Source organism: Noviluteimonas caseinilytica (genome assembly GCF_018406605.1).
Classification (GTDB): domain Bacteria; phylum Pseudomonadota; class Gammaproteobacteria; order Xanthomonadales; family Xanthomonadaceae; genus Noviluteimonas; species Noviluteimonas caseinilytica.
The window spans coordinates 74504-90893 of record NZ_AP024545.1 but is presented as its reverse complement, the minus strand read 5'-3'; the positions used below and the strand labels follow the sequence as shown (position 1 = coordinate 90893).

Below are 16390 nucleotides of genomic sequence, written 5' to 3'. Positions count from 1 at the left end.
TCACTTCGGTGCGAGGCGCGTGGCGCCGTCGAGTCGGATGGTTTCGCCGTTCAAGTACGTGTTGCCGAGGATGTACGCGACCAGGTCCGCGAATTCCTCCGGCTTGCCCAGGCGCGACGGGAACGGGATGGAGGCGGCCAGCGACTGCTGCACCGCTTCGGGCATGCCGTCGACCATCGGCGTCCAGAAGATGCCGGGGGCGATCGTCATGACGCGGATGCCGAAGCGCGCGAGTTCGCGCGCCATGGGCAGCGTCATGGCGACCACGCCGCCCTTCGACGCGGAGTAAGCGGCCTGGCCGATCTGGCCTTCGTAGGCGGCGACCGAGGCGGTGTTGATGATCACGCCGCGCTCGCCGTCGGTGCCGGCTTCGTTGGACTGCATGAGCTGCGCGGCCGCCTTGGCGACGTTGAAGCTGCCGATGAGGTTGACCATCACGGTGGTCTGGAACTGCGACAGCGGCATCGGGCCTTCCTTGCCGAGCACGCGGCCCGCGCCGAGGATGCCGGCGCAGTTGATCGCGACGTTGAGCCCGCCGAGGAAGTCCTTCGCGGCGGCGACGTTGGCGACCACGCCGGCTTCGTCGCTCACGTCGGTCTTGAAGAAGCGGGCCTTGCCTTCGCCCAGCTGCGCGACGGCGGCCGCGCCTTTCTCGTCGTTGACGTCGAACAACGCGACCTTCGCGCCCTGGGCGACGAGGTGCTGGGCGACGGCGAAGCCGAGGCCGGAAACGCCACCGGTGACGATGGCGCGGGTTGCGGAAAGCTGCATGGGAGGATCCCGGGGGCGGAAAGGCCGCGATTTTAGCCCGTCACGGGGCCGGGGCGGTTCCCGGGGAGCGTGCCACCACGCCATCCTTCATCACGAACACCGGGTGCTTGAGCGCCGTGATGTCCTGCGTGGGGTCGCCGGTGAAGGCGGCCAGGTCCGCGCGCAGGCCGGGGGCGATGGTGCCGAAGCGGCCGTCCTGCTTCAGCACCCTGGCGGCCACGCGCGTGCAGGCGGCCAGCGCTTCGACGGGCGTCATGCCCACGCGCACCAGCCATTCGGGTTCGCGCGCGTTGTCGCCGTGGGGGAACACGCCCACGTCGCTGCCGCAGGCGATCGTGGTGCCGGCCTTGCGCGCGCGGGCGAAGGCGGCCGCGACATCGCGCATCGATTCCGTCGGCGGCGAGGTGCCGGGCACGTAGTGTTCGAAGTACACGCCGTAGGCCTCGGCCGCGGTGAGCGTGGGCAACCAGGCGATGCCGCGTTCGCGCATGCGGCGGAACGTGGCATCCGAGCCCTGGTAGCCGTGTTCGATCGTGTCCACGCCCGCATCGATCGCCATGCGCATGCCGGCATCGCTCATCGCATGCGCGGCGACGGGGCGGCCGGACAGGTGCGCGGCGTCCACCATCGCCTTGAGTTCGGCGGCGGTGAACGTGGGTTGCGTGCTGCCGTCCGCGCCGATGCGGTAGTCGGTGTACAGCTTGATCCAGTCCGCGCCGTGGCCGGCCTGTTCGCGCACCGCGCGGATGCCGGCGTCGACGCCGCTGACTTCCTGCGCGCCGCTGGGCAGGTCCAGGTCGGAACGGAAACCGCGCGGGCCGGGGCCGTAACTCGCGGTGGCGACGATCGCCTTCGTCGCGACGAACAGGCGCGGGCCATCGATGAGGCCCGTTTCGATCGCGTGCTTGATCGCGACGTCGTCGAAGTTCGCGCCTTCGGTGCCGAGGTCGCGCAGCGTGGTGAAGCCGGCCTGCAATGTGTCGTGCGCATGGCGCGCGGCGCGCAACGTGCGTTCGGCTTCGGGTTCCTTGAGGACCTGGTCGTTCCACGAGGTTTCGTTGTACGGATGCAGGAACAGGTGCGAATGCAGGTCGATCAGGCCGGGCACGAGCGTGGTGCCGGGCAGGGCGATGCGTTGGGCGTCGGCGGGCATCGCCGCGGTGTCGGGGCCGACGCTGACGATCGCGCCGTCCCGCACCACGACCACCCAGCCCGCATGCGCCGCGCCTTCGCCGGTCCACACGCGATCGGGTTGCAGCACGTACGCCGGCTTCGGCGCCTCCGCCGCATTCGCGGCAAAGGCCAGCAACGCAAGGCAGGCACCGAGCAGGCGACGCATCGTCAGAGCTCCAGCAGGTAGAACGTGTTGCAACCGCCGTGGCCCGTCGCGCCCATCGGCGCGTCGATGCGGCGGAAGCCGGTGCGTTCGTACAGGCGCATCGCCGCGTCCATGCCGGTGAGCGTTTCGAGGTAGCAGCGCTTGAAGCCGAACTCGCGCGCGGCGGCGAGCGCGCGTTCCATCACCATTGCGCCGGCGCCCAAGCCGCGCATCGACGACAGAAAATACATCTTGCGCAACTCGCACACGTCCGCCTCCGCGCCTTCGAGCGGCGCGACGCCCCCGCCGCCTTCGACGACCCCGTTGCGTTCGACCACCCAGTACGCGCAACGCGGCGCCGCGTAGGCGCGCGTCATGTAATCGACTTCCGGATCGTTGATCGCGAAGCCATCGCCGCACGCGCCGAACTCCGGCATCACGGTGCGGATGATCTGTGCCATGCGCGCGTCGTCGCGCGCCTCGATGGGGCGGATGGACACGATGGGCGTGGCGTGCGGGGCGGCTTCAGGCATGTGCGGTGGACTCGTGTTCGCGTTGGATGCGCAGGGCGAGTTCTTCCGGGGCCAGGCCCGGTGCGAACAGGAAGCCCTGGCCGATGTGGACGCCCAGCCGGATGAGGAACTGGCGCTGCGCTTCGTTCTCGATGCCTTCGGCGACGAGGCCCAGGCCGAGGCTCTGCGCGATGCCGGCCACGGCCTGGCAGATCGCGACGTCCGAGCCGTTGTGCGGCACGCCCTGCAGGAACAACTGGCTCAGCTTCAAGCCGTGGATCGGCAGGCGGCGCAAATAGTTGAGCGCGCTGTAGCCTTCGCCGAAGTCGTCGATGCTCAGCACCACGCCGAGCATGCGCAACGCGGCGAACGTGGACAGCGTGTCGGGCGCGTCCTCGATCAGCACGCGTTCGGTGAATTCCAGTTCCAGCGCATCGCCCGGCAGGCCGGCGCTCGCGAGCGCTTCGGCCACGGTTTCCGACAAATCTTCGGCCAGGAACTGGCGATACGAGACGTTGACCGCGATGCGCACGATCGGCAGGCCGTCGTCACGCCAGCGCCGCATCTGCTGGCACGCTTCGCGCAGCACCCAGCCGCCGATGCGCACGATGTCGCCGGTGTTTTCCGCGTGCCCGATGAAATGGTCCGGGCGCATTTCGCCCAGCGTGTCGTTGCGCCAGCGGATCAGCGCTTCGGCGCCGACGGTGCGGCCCGACACCAGGTCCACCTGCGGCTGGTAGACCAGCTTGAACTCGCGGTTGTCCACCGCGCGGCGCAGGTGCGTTTCCATCTGCAGGCGGTGCTGCTGCTGTTCGGCGAGCGCCTGGCTGAAATCCTGCCAGCCGTTGCGCGCGCGGCGCTTGCTGTCGTACATCGCCACGTCAGCGTTCTGGATCAGCGCCTGCGGGCGATCGCCGTGTTCGGGCGCGCGCGCGATGCCGATGCTCGCGGTGATGCTGAATTCCTCGCCGGCCATGCGGAAGCTTTCGCCGAACGCGCCGAGGATCGCGGCGGCCAGGCGTTGCGGGCGCCCGATGTCGTCGCCGGTGGCGCAGACCACGAGGAATTCGTCGCCGCCGAAGCGCGCGATCAGCCCTTCGGTGGACACGGCCTGCTGGATGCGGCGCGCGGCGTTGGCGATCACCTGGTCGCCGGCCGCGTGGCCCAGCACGTCGTTGACCACCTTGAAGCGGTCGAGGTCGATGTACAGCACCGCCACGCCGGACTGCGCGGGATCGGACAGGCGCGCTTCCAGTTCTTCCAGCACCGCGTCGCGGTTGAGCAGCATCGTCAGCGGATCGGTGCGCGCCTGCACGCGCAGCGTTTCTTCCGCCTGCCGGTGTTCGGTGATGTCCTGCAGCGTGCCGCTGACGCGCGTGCCGGTGGGATCGTGGCGCTCGCTCTCGCCGATGATGCGCACCCACAACGTGTGGCCGTCGGCGCGGATGCCCTGCAGGTCGAGCTCGAAGCTTTCGCCGTGCTCCACCGCGCGCGCCAGCGCTTCCTGGAAGCGCTTGCGTTCGGGATCGCGCAGGCGCGATTGCAGCTGCACCATGTTGCCGGTGGCGCGATCCAGGCCGAGCACGCGCTGCGCTTCGTTGGTGAGGTAGACGTGGTCGCTGACGGCATCCCATTCCCAGCCGCCGATGTGCGCCAGGTCCTGCACGCGGTCGAACAGCGTGACGTCGCGCTTGAAGCCGGTGACATCGGAGAACAGCGAGAGCACCTGGTGCGGGCGATCGGCGCCCGGCGCGAACTGCGGCACGGAGGTGATCGACAGCCACGCCAACCGGCGCGTTTCGAGATTGAGGAAGCCGCACACGCGACTCGGCGAGAGCTGGCCGGTGCGCAATGCGCGGAACGACGGCAGTTCCTGGTCCGCCAACGGCACGCCGTGTTCGTCGAACACGCGCCAGCGCTCGGGGCGCATTTCGCCGTCGATGCTCGCGCCGGCCGGGATCTTCAGGATCCGCATCGCGGCGGGGTTGGCGTAAGTGACGTGGCCTTCGGCGTTGCGCACCAGAATGCCCTTGTCGATCACTTCCATCAGTTCGCGGTAACGCAGTTCCGCTTCATGGCGGCCGCTGAGGTCGCGGGCGACCGCGACGATGCGCTGCTGGCCTTCGTCGACGTAACCCGCCGAGTGCACTTCCACCGGGAAGCGGGTGCCGTCGGCGCGCATGTTGGTGACTTCCACCACGTACGTGCCGCCGCGGCTCAGCGTTTCGAGCACGGGCGCGAGGTGGTCGCGCGGGAGATCGGGGTTCAGCGTCTCGATCGGCTGGCCGATGATGTCTTCGCGCGGGCGCTTGTACGCGGCGATGCCGGCCTTGTTGAGGTCGAGCACGGTGCCGTCGTAGCCGATGATGCTGACCGGATCGGGGACGGCGTCGAACAGGGCGCGGAAGCGGTCGCGCTCGGCCTCCAGCGCGGCCTGCGCTTCGGCGAGCTGGCGGCGGAGGTGGGCGTCGCTCACGCCGCGGCCGAAGCCTGCGTGACCTTGCTGCCGGTCGCGCGGCCGAGAAGTGCGGCGAGCCAGCGGCCCGTGTCGACGAGCTTGTCGAGGTCCACGCCCGTGCGCAGGCCCATGCCGTGCAGCATGTACACGACGTCTTCGGTGGCGACGTTGCCGCTGGCGCCCTTTGCGTAGGGACACCCGCCGGTGCCGGAGACCGACGCATCGGCGACGCGCACGCCTTCTTCCAGGCACGCGAGCAGGTTGGGCAGCGCCTGGCCGTAGGTGTCGTGGAAATGCACGGCGAGCGCGGCCATCGGCACTTCGCTCGCGACGGCGCGCAACATCGCGCGCGCCTTCGCCGGCGTGCCGACGCCGATGGTGTCGCCCAGCGAGATCTCGTAGCAGCCCAGCGCGTGCATGCGTTGCGCCACGCGCACGACGTCCGCGACCGGCACCTCGCCCTGGTACGGGCAACCGAGCACGGTGGACACGTAGCCGCGCACTTTCACGCCGTCGGCGTTGGCGCGTTCGACGACGGGGCGGAAGCGTTCGATCGATTCGTCGATCGTGGCGTTGATGTTCTTCTTGTTGAAGGCTTCGGAGGCGGCGGTGAACACCGCGACTTCCGCCGCACCGACGGCGCGCGCGCGGTCGTAGCCTTGTTCGTTCGGCACGAGCACGGGGTAGTGCACGCCCGGCTTGCGATGGATGCCGGCGAACACCTCGGCGGCATCGGCGAGCTGCGGCACCCACCTGGGGCTGACGAAGCTGGTGGCTTCGATGCTGGACAGGCCGGTCGCGGTGAGGCGATCGATCAGTTCGATCTTCGCGGGCGTGGGGACGAGCGTCTTTTCGTTCTGCAGGCCGTCGCGCGGCCCGACTTCCACGATGCGCACGAAATCGTCGGCGGCCATGGTCAGGCTTCCAGCGTCACGAGCACCGCATCGGCATCGACGAACTCGCCCGCGGTCGCGCGCACTTCGGCGATGCGGCCGTCGCGCGGGGCCTTGAGGCTGAGCTCCATCTTCATCGCTTCGATCACCACGACCTCCTCGCCGGCCCGCACGTCGGCCCCGGGCTTCGCCTTCACGACGACGACGCGGCCGGGCATCGGCGCGGTCACGCGGTGGCCGCCCGCGGTGTCGGCGGCCGCCTCCGGACGATACACCGCGACGGGCGCCAGGCGCAGGCGGCGGGCGCCGTCGTGGACGACGGTGCGGTGCGGATCGAAGTCGACGAGGAAGCGGCGGCCATCGCCATCGAAACGCGCACTCAGGGCGCCGTCGGCCAGGCGCGCGCCGGTGACCTCCATCGTGGCGCCGTCGTGTTCGAGGCGGTAGTCGCCGCCGCTGCCGTGCGCGGCCAGCAGCACGCGTTCGCCGCGATGCAGGAAGGCGAGGTCGCGCTTGCCGGCATGGCCCAGGCGCCAGCCATCGGCGATGGCCCACGGCGAGGTGGGATCGGTGGACGCGGCGGCCGCGTCGCGCGCGGCCTGTTCCTGCGCGAGCAGTTGCGCGATCGCGGCGGCGGCCAGCGCGGTGCGGTCGAGTTCTGGTGCGGGCAGGAATTCGTCGAGGTGGCGATCCAGGTACGCGGTGTCGATCGTGCCGCCCGTGATCGCCGGGTGGCGCGCGAGGCGTTCGAGGAATTCGATGTTCGACTTCGGGCCGGCGATCTCGCATTGCGCGAGGGCTTCGCGCAGGCGGGCGAGGGCGGACGGGCGATCGGCGTCGTGCACGATGAGCTTGGCGATCATCGGGTCGTAGAAGATCGTCACGGTGTCGCCGGCGACCACGCCTGAATCGATGCGCACGTGCGCGTCCTGCGCGGGCAAGCGGAGGCGTTCGAGCTTGCCCGAGCCCGGGAGGAAACCGGCTTCCGGGTCTTCGGCGTACAGGCGCACTTCGATCGCGTGGCCGTCCTGGCGGATCGCGTCCTGCGCGAGCGGCAGGGGCTCGCCGGCGGCGACGCGCAATTGCCATTCGACGAGGTCGAGGCCCGTGACCATCTCCGTGACGGGATGTTCGACCTGCAGGCGCGTGTTGATCTCCATGAAATAGAAGCCGGTGGGCTTGCCGTCGCCGTCGGACTCGACGATGAACTCGACGGTGCCGGCGTTGACGTAGTCGATCGCGCGCGCGGCGGCCACGGCGGCGTCGCCCATCTGCTTGCGCAGCTCCGGCGTGAGCAGCGGCGACGGGGATTCCTCGAGCACCTTCTGGTAGCGGCGCTGCGCGGAGCATTCGCGTTCGTTGAGGTGGATCGCGTGGCCGTGCGTGTCGCCGAACACCTGGATCTCGATGTGGCGCGGATGGCCGATGTAGCGCTCCAGCAGCACGCGGTCGCGGCCGAAGGCGTTCTTCGCTTCGCGCTGGCACGACTCGAGGCTGGCCATGAATTCGTCGAGCGCGCGCACGATGCGCATGCCCTTGCCGCCGCCGCCGTGCGCGGCCTTGATCATCATCGGGAACCCGATGCGCGCCGCTTCGCGCGCGAGCACGTCGGGCGACTGGTCGGCGCCGGTGTAACCCGGCACGACGGGCACGCCGGCTGCGTGCATCAGGTCCTTCGCGCCCGCCTTGCTGCCCATCTTGCGCATCGACGCCGCGCGCGGGCCGATGAAGGCGAGGCCCGCGGCTTCCACCGCATCGGCGAAATCGGCGTTCTCGCTGAGGAAGCCGTAGCCGGGGTGGATCGCCTGCGCGCCGGATTGATTCGCCACTTCGAGGATCGCATCGCCGCGCAGGTAGCTGTCCTGCGGGCGCGGGCCGCCGATCGGATACGCCACGTCGGCCAGGCGCACGTGCTGCGCATCGGCGTCGGCTTCGGAGAACACGGCGACCGTGCGGATGCCCAGGCGCCGGCACGTGCGGATCACGCGGCAGGCGATCTCGCCGCGGTTGGCGATGAGGACGGTGTCGAACAGCTTGCGATCGGTCATCGGGTTTCCGTCCAGGCGGGGCGGCGCTTGTCGAGGAATGCGGCGAGGCCTTCCTGGCCTTCGGGCGAAACGCGCAACGCGGCGATCAGGCGGGCGTTGTCGGCGTCGAGGGTGTCGGCGTCGTGGTGGTGCGCGACGCGTTGCACGAGGGCTTTCGCGGTCGCGGCGGCGATCGGGCCGGCCTGCAGCAGCAGGTCGACTTGTTGCTTCACGGCGTTGTCGAGCGCGGTCTGATCGTCGACGAGCTGGTGCAGCAGGCCGATGCGATGCGCTTCGGCGGCGTCGAAGCGTTCGGCGGTGGCGAACCAGCGCCGCGCCTGGCGCGCGCCGATTGCATTGATGACGTAGGGCGAGATCACCGCGGGCAACAGGCCCAGGCGGGCTTCGGTGAGACCGAAGGTCGCGTTGCGCGTGCCGATGGCGATGTCGCAGCAGGCGACCAGGCCGACGCCGCCGCCGAAGGCCGCGCCCTGCACGCGGGCGATCGTGGGTTTCGGGAGGGTGTCGAGCGTGCGCATGAGCTGCGCGAGGCGGAGCGAGTCTTCGCGGTTTTCGTCTTCGCCCGCGGCGGCCATGCCGCGCATCCAGTTCAGGTCCGCACCCGCGGAGAAGGATGGGCCTTCGCCTTCCAGCACGACGACGCGGGTGGCGGGGTCGCGGCCGAGCGCTTCGAACGCCGCCGTCAGGGCCGCGATCAGGTCCGCATCGAAGGCGTTGTGGAGCTGGGGCCGGGCCAGGCGCACGCGGGCGAGGGGCCCTTCGTGGAGGACCTGCAGGGAATCGGCCATCGCGCCACCAGGAATAGGGAAGGCCCGAATGATAGCCGGCCGCCACGGTGCTATTCTTGAGAACGATTCGTATTTGCCCGTCCGGACCCAGGAACCCCCTCCCGTGAGGCTCACCGACCTTCCGCGCCGCATCGCCGCCGCCGTCGAGCGCGTCGAAGACCACATGCCCAACGACGCCATCGCGCGCCGCTTGCGCGAACTCGGCTTCGTCGCGGGCGAAGCGGTGGAAGTGATCGCTGCCGGTCCCGTCGGTGCGGAACCGCTGCTGGTGCAGATCGGCTTCACGCGCTTCGCGTTGCGCCGCACCGAAGCCGATCGCGTGCTCATCCGTCGCGAAGCGATCGCATGAGCGCCACGGAGACCCTGCGCGTCGCGCTGGTCGGCAATCCCAACTGCGGGAAGACGGCGCTGTTCAACCTGCTGACGGGCAGCCGGCAGAAGGTGGCCAACTACGCGGGCGTGACGGTGGAACGCAAGGAAGGGCGCTTCCTCGCGCCGTCCGGCCGCCATTACGCGCTGCTGGATCTGCCGGGCGCGTACAGCCTGCATGCGGCGAGCCTGGACGAAGCGATCACGCGCGACCTGTGCCGCGGCTTCTATCCGGGCGAAGCGGCGCCGGACGTCATCGTGTGCGTCGTCGATGCGACCAACCTGCGATTGCACCTGCGCTTCGCGCTGGAAGTGCGCGCGCTCGGCCGGCCGATGGTGCTCGCGGTCAACATGATGGATGCGGCCAGGCGTCGCGGCATCGAAGTGGATTTGGGCGCGCTGGAGCGCGAACTCGGCGTGCCGGTGGTGCCGACGATCGCCGTGCGCCGCGATGGCGCGCGCGAACTGGTCGCGAGCCTGGACCGCATGTCGCCGGCGGCGCAGGCGCCGCACGCGGCGCAACTTGCCGATCCCGAGGCGCTGCACGCAGAAACCCGTCGCCTGCTGGCGCTCGCGGTGACGATGCCGCGGCGCACGGCGGAGATCGACGACGCGCTGGATCGCTGGCTGCTGCATCCCGTGTTCGGCTTGCTCGCGCTGGGCGTGGTGATGTTCCTGATCTTCCAGGCCGTGTATGCGTGGGCCAAGCCGGTGATGGACCTCATCGATGCCGGCTCGTCGGCGTTGGGGGCATGGACCGCGGCCGCGTTGCCGCCGGGGCCGCTCAACAGCCTGCTCGTGGACGGCATCATTTCCGGTGTCGGCGGCGTGATCGTGTTCCTGCCGCAGATCCTGGTGCTGTTCGCCTTCATCCTCGCGCTGGAGGAATCGGGTTACCTGCCGCGCGCGGCGTTCCTGCTGGATCGCATGATGGCGTCGGCGGGCTTGTCGGGGCGCTCGTTCATTCCGTTGCTGTCGTCGTTCGCGTGCGCGATCCCCGGGATCATGGCGACGCGTTCGATCCAGGATCCGCGCGACCGCCTGGCGACGATCATCGTCGCGCCGCTGATGACGTGTTCGGCGCGCTTGCCGGTGTATGCGCTGCTGATCGGCGCCTTCATTCCTGCGCAGAAGGTGGGCTGGTTCAACTTGCAGGGGCTGGTGTTGTTCGCGCTGTACGCGGCGGGCATCGTCAGTGCGCTGGCGGTGGCGTGGGTGATGAAGAAGTGGCGCCGCGACAAGTCCGAACATCCCTTGCTGCTCGAACTGCCGTCGTACCGCATGCCGCATCCGCGCGACCTGGCGCTGGGCCTGTGGGAGCGCGCGATGATCTTCCTCAAGCGCGTGGGCGGGATCATCCTCGCGCTGACGATCCTGCTGTGGGTGCTGCTGTATTTCCCGAACGGCGGCGGTGACGTCACGCAGAGTTTCGCGGGGCGCATCGGGCACGCGATGACGTTCGTGTTCGCGCCGGTGGGCTTCAACTGGCAGATCTGCATCGCGCTGATCCCGGGCATGGCGGCGCGCGAAGTCGCGGTGTCGTCGCTCGCCACGGTCTATGCGCTGTCCTCGGTGGATGATGCGGCCGCGGCGCATGCGTTGTCGCCGCTGATCCAGAGCGGGTGGTCGATCGCCACCGGCCTGTCCTTGCTCGTCTGGTACATCTACGCGCCGCAGTGCCTGTCCACGCTCGCGACGATCAAGCGCGAAACCGGATCCTGGAAGCACGTGGCGATCAGCGCGGGCTATCTGTTCGCGCTGGCGTACGTCGCGTCGCTGGTCACCTACCAGGTGGCCGTGGCGATGGGAGCCGGCTGATGGCGCTGGTGCTGCAATACGTCGTGATCGCGCTGGCGTGCCTCGCCAGTGCGGCGTTCGTGCTGCAGAAACAATGGCCGCAGGGCGTGCGCCGCATGCGCATCGCGTGCGCGTTGCCGCTGCTGCGCGACACGCGCCCGGCGTGGTTGCGGAAAGTGGGGAAGTGGATCGCGCCGGCTGCGATGGCAGGCGGCGCGGGGTGCGACACGGGCTGCGACGGGTGTTCGTCGCACTAGCGGTTCAGTGCTTGCGGCGGGCCTTCGCGCCGGTCGCTTCGGTCATTTCCACCTGCACCGAAAACGTGCGCTGCTCGTCGGGCTGCAGCGCACCCACGCCGACCACCTGGCGCACGACTTCTTCGCCGCGCGCGTTGCGGATCGACAACACCATCGAATACTCGAAGATCGCGTCGCCGGGCGGCGGCGTGATCGTGCCTTCGATCTGCAACGGCTGGATGGCGGTCTTCGCGCGCGCGACGGCCGCATCGTCGTAACGCAGGTGGCCCCGGCAGGCGGGGCACACGCTGGCGCTGTCGAGGATGGTCGCCTTGCAGTGGGGGCACGTGCGCGTGGCCCCCGGCGTGCCCGGGCGGGCGCTCATGCTCAGGCGTTGTCGGTGGAGCTGCTGCGCGTCGTGCTGCTGCCGGCCTTCTCGTCCCAGCCGAACTCGACCTGGCCGCGCATGCGCGAACCGGCGGCCACGGTGAACGAAGCGGCCTTGACGTCGCCGGTGAGCACGCCGGATTCGAGCAGGTCGACGCGCTGCGCGGATTCGATGTTGCCTTCCAGTTCGCCCGCGATGGTGATCTTCTGCGCGCGCACGCCACCGGTCAGCTTGGCGCCCTTCTCGATGGTGAGGTCGCCTTCGACATTGACGTCGCCCTTGAACTGGCCCGCGATGCGGACATGGCCGGTGCCGTGGATCTTGCCTTCGATGGTCAGGTCGGCGGCGATCAGCGATTCGTTGACCTGGCGCGCGGCCGGACGCGGCGGGGCGGCGGTCGGGACGGCGGTGGGAGCGGAGGATGCGGGGGCAGTGGACGGCGGCATGGTGGTCTCGGGTTGGAAGCGCGCGGCCTCGGTGGACGCGGCGGGCGACGGGGCAGGCTTGTTGGCGGCCGGGGCGGGCTGATCTTTCCAGAGGGCCATGGGGGAATGTCCTGCTTGCTTGAGGGAAGCCGGAGGCTAGCACTCGTCACACGCCATTGACGCCGTCCCCGCGGGCAAACGCTTCAGGGTTCGGACAGGAACCGACGCGCGGTCGCCCATTCATCGGTGCGCGCGATCACATTGCGTGCGATCGCATACGCACGCGCATGCGCACTGATTACATGCGGAAGATGCCGAAGCGGCCTTTCTCGATCGGTGCATTCAACGCAGCGGCGAGGCCCAGGCCGAGCACGCGACGCGTGTCCGCGGGATCGATGATGCCGTCGTCCCACAAACGCGCGCTCGCGTAATACGGATTGCCCTGCGATTCGTACTGGTCGCGGATCGGCGACTTGAATGCATCTTCTTCGTCCGCCGACCACGTCTTGCCCGCGCCTTCGATCGCATCGCGCTTGATCGTCGACAACACCGACGCCGCCTGCTCGCCGCCCATCACGCTGATGCGCGCGTTCGGCCACATCCACAGGAAGCGCCCGCCGTACGCGCGGCCGCACATCGCATAGTTGCCTGCGCCGAAGCTGCCGCCGATCACCACGGTGAACTTCGGCACGTGCGAGCACGCCACCGCGGTCACCATCTTCGCGCCGTCCTTCGCGATGCCCGCGTTCTCGTACTTGCGGCCGACCATGAAGCCGGTGATGTTCTGCAGGAACACGAGCGGGATGTCGCGCTGGTTGCACAGCTCGATGAAGTGCGCGCCCTTAAGCGCGCTCTCGGAAAACAAAATGCCGTTGTTGGCGATGATGCCGACCGGATACCCGTGGATGTGCGCGAAGCCGCACACGAGCGTCTTGCCGTAGCGCGCCTTGAACTCCTGGAAGTCGCTGCCGTCGACGATGCGCGCGATCACCTCGCGGATGTCGAACGGGCGGCGCGTGTCCTTCGGCACGATGCCGTACAGCTCCTCGGCGGCGAACAGCGGCTCGCGCGCGGGCTGCGTGGTCACCGGCAGCGTCTTGCTGCGGTTGAGGTGCGCGACGAGGTTGCGCGCGATCTGCAGCGCATCGCGATCGTCTTCGGCGAAATGATCCGCCACGCCCGACACCGACGTATGCACGTCCGCACCGCCGAGCGATTCGGCATCGACGACTTCGCCGGTGGCGGCCTTCACCAGCGGCGGGCCGCCGAGGAAGATCGTGCCTTGCTCCTTGACGATGATCGACTCGTCGCACATCGCCGGCACGTACGCGCCGCCCGCGGTGCACGAGCCCATGACGACGGCGATCTGCGGGAGGTTCTCCGCGCTCAGCCGCGCCTGGTTGTAGAAGATGCGGCCGAAGTGTTCCTTGTCCGGGAAGACTTCGTCCTGCAACGGGAGGAACGCGCCGCCGGAATCGACGAGGTACACGCAGGGCAGGCGGTTCTCGCGCGCGATTTCCTGTGCGCGCAGATGCTTCTTCACCGTCATCGGGAAGTACGTGCCGCCTTTCACCGTGGCGTCGTTCGCGACGATCACGATTTCCTGCCCGTGCACGCGGCCGATGCCCGCGACGATGCCGGCGCCGGGCGCGGCGTCGTCGTACATGCCTTCGGCGGCGAGCGGTGCGATCTCGAGGAACGGCGAGCCCGGATCCAGCAGCGCGGTGATGCGATCGCGGACCAGCAGCTTGCCGCGTTCGGTGTGCTTGTCGCGGGCCTTCTGTCCGCCGCCTTCGGCGGCGCGCGCCAGGCGGGCGTCGAGTTCGGCGACCAGGGCGCGGTGGTAGGCGACGTTGTCCTGGAAATCCTGCGAGCGGGGATCGAGGCTGGAGGCGAGGGCGGGCATGGACGTCCGGCGCGGCGAAAGAGCGGAGAGGATAAGCGGCCCGCGGCACTGCGCCCAAAAGCCGCCACAAAAAAGAAGACCCGCCGAGGCGGGTCTTCTGGTGCTACGTGAAGCAGAAGCTAGCGCAGGGCGCTATTACTTCTTGGCTTCGGCGGCAGCGGCGTCGGCCTTGTCGGCGGTGGCCTTGGCAGCGTCGGCGGTCTTCTGCGCAGCGTCGGCGGTCGCGTTGGCGGCGTCGGCGGTCACTTCGGTGGCGGCGGCAGCGGCGGTGCTGGCGGCGTCGGCCACGGCAGCGCCCGTCTCGGCAGCGGCTTCGCCCGTCGCGGCGGCGGCGGCGTCGACGCCTTCGGCGGCGGCGGTGCCGGCAGCGTCAGCGGCGGCGGCAGCCTGGTCGCCGGCAGCGGCGGTGGCGTCGGCAGCCTGGGCGGCTTCGGCCTGGGCGGTCGGGGTGTCGTTCTTGCAGGCCGACAGAGCGAGGACGCCGGCGGCGAGGAGGACGTAGAGCTTGGTGTTCATGAATCTCTCCAAAGGAGTTGTCTGAAGGGTAAGAAACGGGTCAGGCAACGCCAGTGCGCGCGGCAGTCCGGCACGGGGCCGGCTTCATTCGTTCACTGACTACGGACTGCTAAAACAAGAAAAGCCGCCGGCGTGAACCGGCGGCCGCGCATTGTAACCACAATTCAGCGCCGTGAAGAGCGCCGACCCGTGGGTTACTTCTTCGCCGGGGTGGTGCCGTCGTTGTTGGTCTTGGCGTCGGCCGAGGCAGCAGCCTCTTCGGCGGCGTCCTGCGCCTGGCCAGCGGCGTCGGCTGCGTTCTCGGCAGCGTCGGCAGCGTCGTCGGCGTCGGTGGTGCCGGCCTTGGCGGCAGCGGCGTCGGCCGAGGTGGAAGCGGCGTCGGCAGCGGCGGCGGCCGTGTCGGCAGCAGCCTGGGCGGCGTCGGCAGCGGCGGCGTCACCGGTGGCGGCGGCGTTGTCGGCAGCCTGCTGCGCTTCGCCGGCGGCGGCGCTGGCTTCGGCGGCGGAGTCGGCAGCCTGGTCCTTGTTCGTGCAAGCGGTCAGGGCGAAGCCCAGAGCGATGGCAATCAGAGCCTTGTTGATGGACATGTTGGTCATTCCTCGTCGTTGGATTGGCAACGCGCAACTGCGCGCCAATACCAATCTCAACCGGCGGTTGTCGCGTGTCAAGGGGTTTGGCCGGAAAATTTCTCCGACCACGTTTTCAGATTTCACGCGACGTCGACAGCCACTGCGGTGGCCTCGCCGCCGCCGATGCACAGCGCGGCCACGCCACGCTTGGCGCCGCGGGCCTGCATCGCGTGCAGCAGCGTGACCAGCAAACGCGCGCCGCTCGCACCGATCGGATGGCCGAGCGCGACGGCGCCGCCGTTGACGTTGAGCTTGTCGTGCGCGATGCCGAGCTCGCGCATCGGCGCCATCGCCACGCACGCGAACGCTTCGTTGACTTCGAACAGATCGACGTCGCCGATGTTCCATCCGGCCTTCTTCAACACGTTGGTGATCGCGGTGACTGGCGCGGTGGTGAACCACTCCGGCGCCTGCGAATGCGTGGCGTGCGCGACGATCTTCGCCAGCGGCTTGAGCCCGCGCTTGCGCGCTTCCTCGGCCGACATCAGCACCGTGGCGGCCGCGCCGTCGTTGATGCTCGACGAACTCGCCGCGGTGATCGTGCCGTCCTTCTTGAACGCAGGCTTGAGCGACGGGATCTTCGCGATGTCGCACTTGCCGGGCTGCTCGTCGGTGTCGATCACCACGTCGCCCTTGCGACCGGCGACGGTGACCGGAACGATTTCAGCCTTGAACGCGCCCGACTGCACGGAACCCTGCGCACGGCGAACGCTTTCCGCCGCGTACGCATCCTGCTCTTCGCGCGTGAACGAATACTTGGCGACGCACTGTTCGCCGAACACGCCCATCGCCTGCTTGTCGTAGGGATTGACCAGGCCGTCCCACGCCATGTGGTCGAGCATTTCGATGCTGCCGAACTTCGTGCCGACGCGCGAGTTGGGCAACAGGTGCGGCGCGTTGGTCATCGACTCCATGCCGCCGGCGACGACGACGTTCGCCGAGCCCGCCTTGATCAGGTCGTGGCCGAGCATCACGGCCTTCATGCCGGAGCCGCACACCTTGTTGATGGTGGTGCATCCCGCGCTGGCGGGAATGCCTGCGCCGAGCGAGGCCTGGCGCGCCGGCGCCTGGCCGAGGCCGGCCGGCAACACGCAGCCCATGAGGACTTCGTCGACCTGGTCGGCCGCGATGCCCGCGTGCTCGAGCGCGCCCGTGATCGCCGCCGTACCGAGGGCGGTGGCGGGGACGCCGGTGAACTGGCCCAGCAGGGCCCCGATGGCGGTGCGCTTGGCACCGACGATGACGATGTCGGACATGGTGACTCCAGGAGACGGGCCGGCGGTTCGCCGGGACGGTCCGATTCTAGAGCCGCATGCTGCAGTGCGGCAAACGGGTG

At 69.3% G+C, this 16390-nt stretch carries 16 protein-coding genes; 3 read left to right on the top strand and 13 right to left on the bottom strand.

Translation table 11 applies throughout. The features are described 5' to 3' along the window. Genes LYSCAS_RS00475 through LYSCAS_RS00445 form a run of 7 tightly spaced genes read right to left on the bottom strand, consistent with a single transcriptional unit; the run spans window position 1 to window position 8788 of the window. Window positions 1–771 carry an SDR family NAD(P)-dependent oxidoreductase gene (locus LYSCAS_RS00475; protein WP_213435103.1) on the bottom strand — a complete coding sequence of 257 codons (771 nt, stop codon included), beginning with the start codon at window positions 769–771 and terminating at the stop codon, window positions 1–3. A gap of 40 nt (window positions 772–811) precedes the next feature. Then, window positions 812–2110: a metal-dependent hydrolase family protein gene (locus LYSCAS_RS00470; protein WP_213435102.1), complete on the bottom strand. Its 1299-nt coding sequence runs from the start codon at window positions 2108–2110 to the stop codon at window positions 812–814. A gap of 2 nt (window positions 2111–2112) precedes the next feature. Then, window positions 2113–2622, bottom strand: a complete 510-nt coding sequence (locus tag LYSCAS_RS00465) for a GNAT family N-acetyltransferase (RefSeq protein ID WP_213435101.1) — start codon at window positions 2620–2622, stop codon at window positions 2113–2115. After that, on the bottom strand, window positions 2615–5077 hold the full coding sequence (locus LYSCAS_RS00460) for a sensor domain-containing protein (RefSeq protein WP_244858607.1): 2463 nt from the start codon (window positions 5075–5077) through the stop codon (window positions 2615–2617). The genes LYSCAS_RS00465 and LYSCAS_RS00460 overlap by 8 nt, the downstream gene beginning before the upstream one ends. Then, the gene (locus LYSCAS_RS00455; RefSeq protein ID WP_213435100.1) at window positions 5074–5973 is read right to left on the bottom strand and encodes a hydroxymethylglutaryl-CoA lyase; all 900 of its coding nucleotides are present in this window, start codon (window positions 5971–5973) and stop codon (window positions 5074–5076) included. The genes LYSCAS_RS00460 and LYSCAS_RS00455 overlap by 4 nt, the downstream gene beginning before the upstream one ends. Before the next feature lie 2 nt (window positions 5974–5975). Then, entirely contained in the window at window positions 5976–7985 is a 2010-nt protein-coding gene (locus tag LYSCAS_RS00450) for an acetyl/propionyl/methylcrotonyl-CoA carboxylase subunit alpha (RefSeq protein ID WP_213437453.1), read from the bottom strand. A gap of 11 nt (window positions 7986–7996) precedes the next feature. Further along, on the bottom strand, window positions 7997–8788 hold the full coding sequence (locus LYSCAS_RS00445) for an enoyl-CoA hydratase-related protein (RefSeq protein ID WP_213435099.1): 792 nt from the start codon (window positions 8786–8788) through the stop codon (window positions 7997–7999). 103 nt (window positions 8789–8891) lie between these two features. On the opposite strand from LYSCAS_RS00445, the gene LYSCAS_RS00440 reads away from it, so the two are divergent. Genes LYSCAS_RS00440 through LYSCAS_RS00430 form a run of 3 tightly spaced genes read left to right on the top strand, consistent with a single transcriptional unit; the run spans window position 8892 to window position 11211 of the window. Beyond that, a complete protein-coding gene (locus LYSCAS_RS00440) occupies window positions 8892–9137 on the top strand; it encodes a FeoA family protein (RefSeq protein ID WP_213435098.1) in 246 nt (81 codons plus the stop codon). Beyond that, window positions 9134–10975, top strand: a complete 1842-nt coding sequence (gene feoB / locus LYSCAS_RS00435) for a ferrous iron transport protein B (protein WP_213435097.1) — start codon at window positions 9134–9136, stop codon at window positions 10973–10975. Before LYSCAS_RS00440 ends, feoB begins: the two co-directional genes overlap by 4 nt. Further along, window positions 10975–11211 (top strand): DUF6587 family protein, encoded by a 237-nt coding sequence (locus LYSCAS_RS00430; RefSeq protein ID WP_213435096.1) that lies wholly within the window; start codon window positions 10975–10977, stop codon window positions 11209–11211. The genes feoB and LYSCAS_RS00430 overlap by 1 nt, the downstream gene beginning before the upstream one ends. A gap of 4 nt (window positions 11212–11215) precedes the next feature. Here LYSCAS_RS00430 and LYSCAS_RS00425 read toward each other — a convergent pair whose 3' ends face one another. The 6 genes from LYSCAS_RS00425 to LYSCAS_RS00400 form a co-directional block, all read right to left on the bottom strand. Further along, entirely contained in the window at window positions 11216–11575 is a 360-nt protein-coding gene (locus LYSCAS_RS00425; protein WP_213435095.1) for a hypothetical protein, read from the bottom strand. A 2-nt stretch (window positions 11576–11577) separates the two neighbouring features. Next, window positions 11578–12123: a bactofilin family protein gene (locus LYSCAS_RS00420; RefSeq protein WP_213435094.1), complete on the bottom strand. Its 546-nt coding sequence runs from the start codon at window positions 12121–12123 to the stop codon at window positions 11578–11580. Between the two features lie 178 nt (window positions 12124–12301). Next, window positions 12302–13909: a carboxyl transferase domain-containing protein gene (locus tag LYSCAS_RS00415; RefSeq protein ID WP_213435093.1), complete on the bottom strand. Its 1608-nt coding sequence runs from the start codon at window positions 13907–13909 to the stop codon at window positions 12302–12304. A gap of 135 nt (window positions 13910–14044) precedes the next feature. After that, window positions 14045–14425, bottom strand: a complete 381-nt coding sequence (locus LYSCAS_RS00410; protein ID WP_213435092.1) for a hypothetical protein — start codon at window positions 14423–14425, stop codon at window positions 14045–14047. Between the two features lie 194 nt (window positions 14426–14619). After that, on the bottom strand, window positions 14620–15012 hold the full coding sequence (locus LYSCAS_RS00405; RefSeq protein ID WP_213435091.1) for a hypothetical protein: 393 nt from the start codon (window positions 15010–15012) through the stop codon (window positions 14620–14622). A gap of 122 nt (window positions 15013–15134) precedes the next feature. Continuing rightward, complete coding sequence (locus LYSCAS_RS00400) at window positions 15135–16310, bottom strand: thiolase family protein (RefSeq protein ID WP_213435090.1); 1176 nt, start codon at window positions 16308–16310, stop codon at window positions 15135–15137. Window positions 16311–16390: the final 80 nt, after the last annotated feature.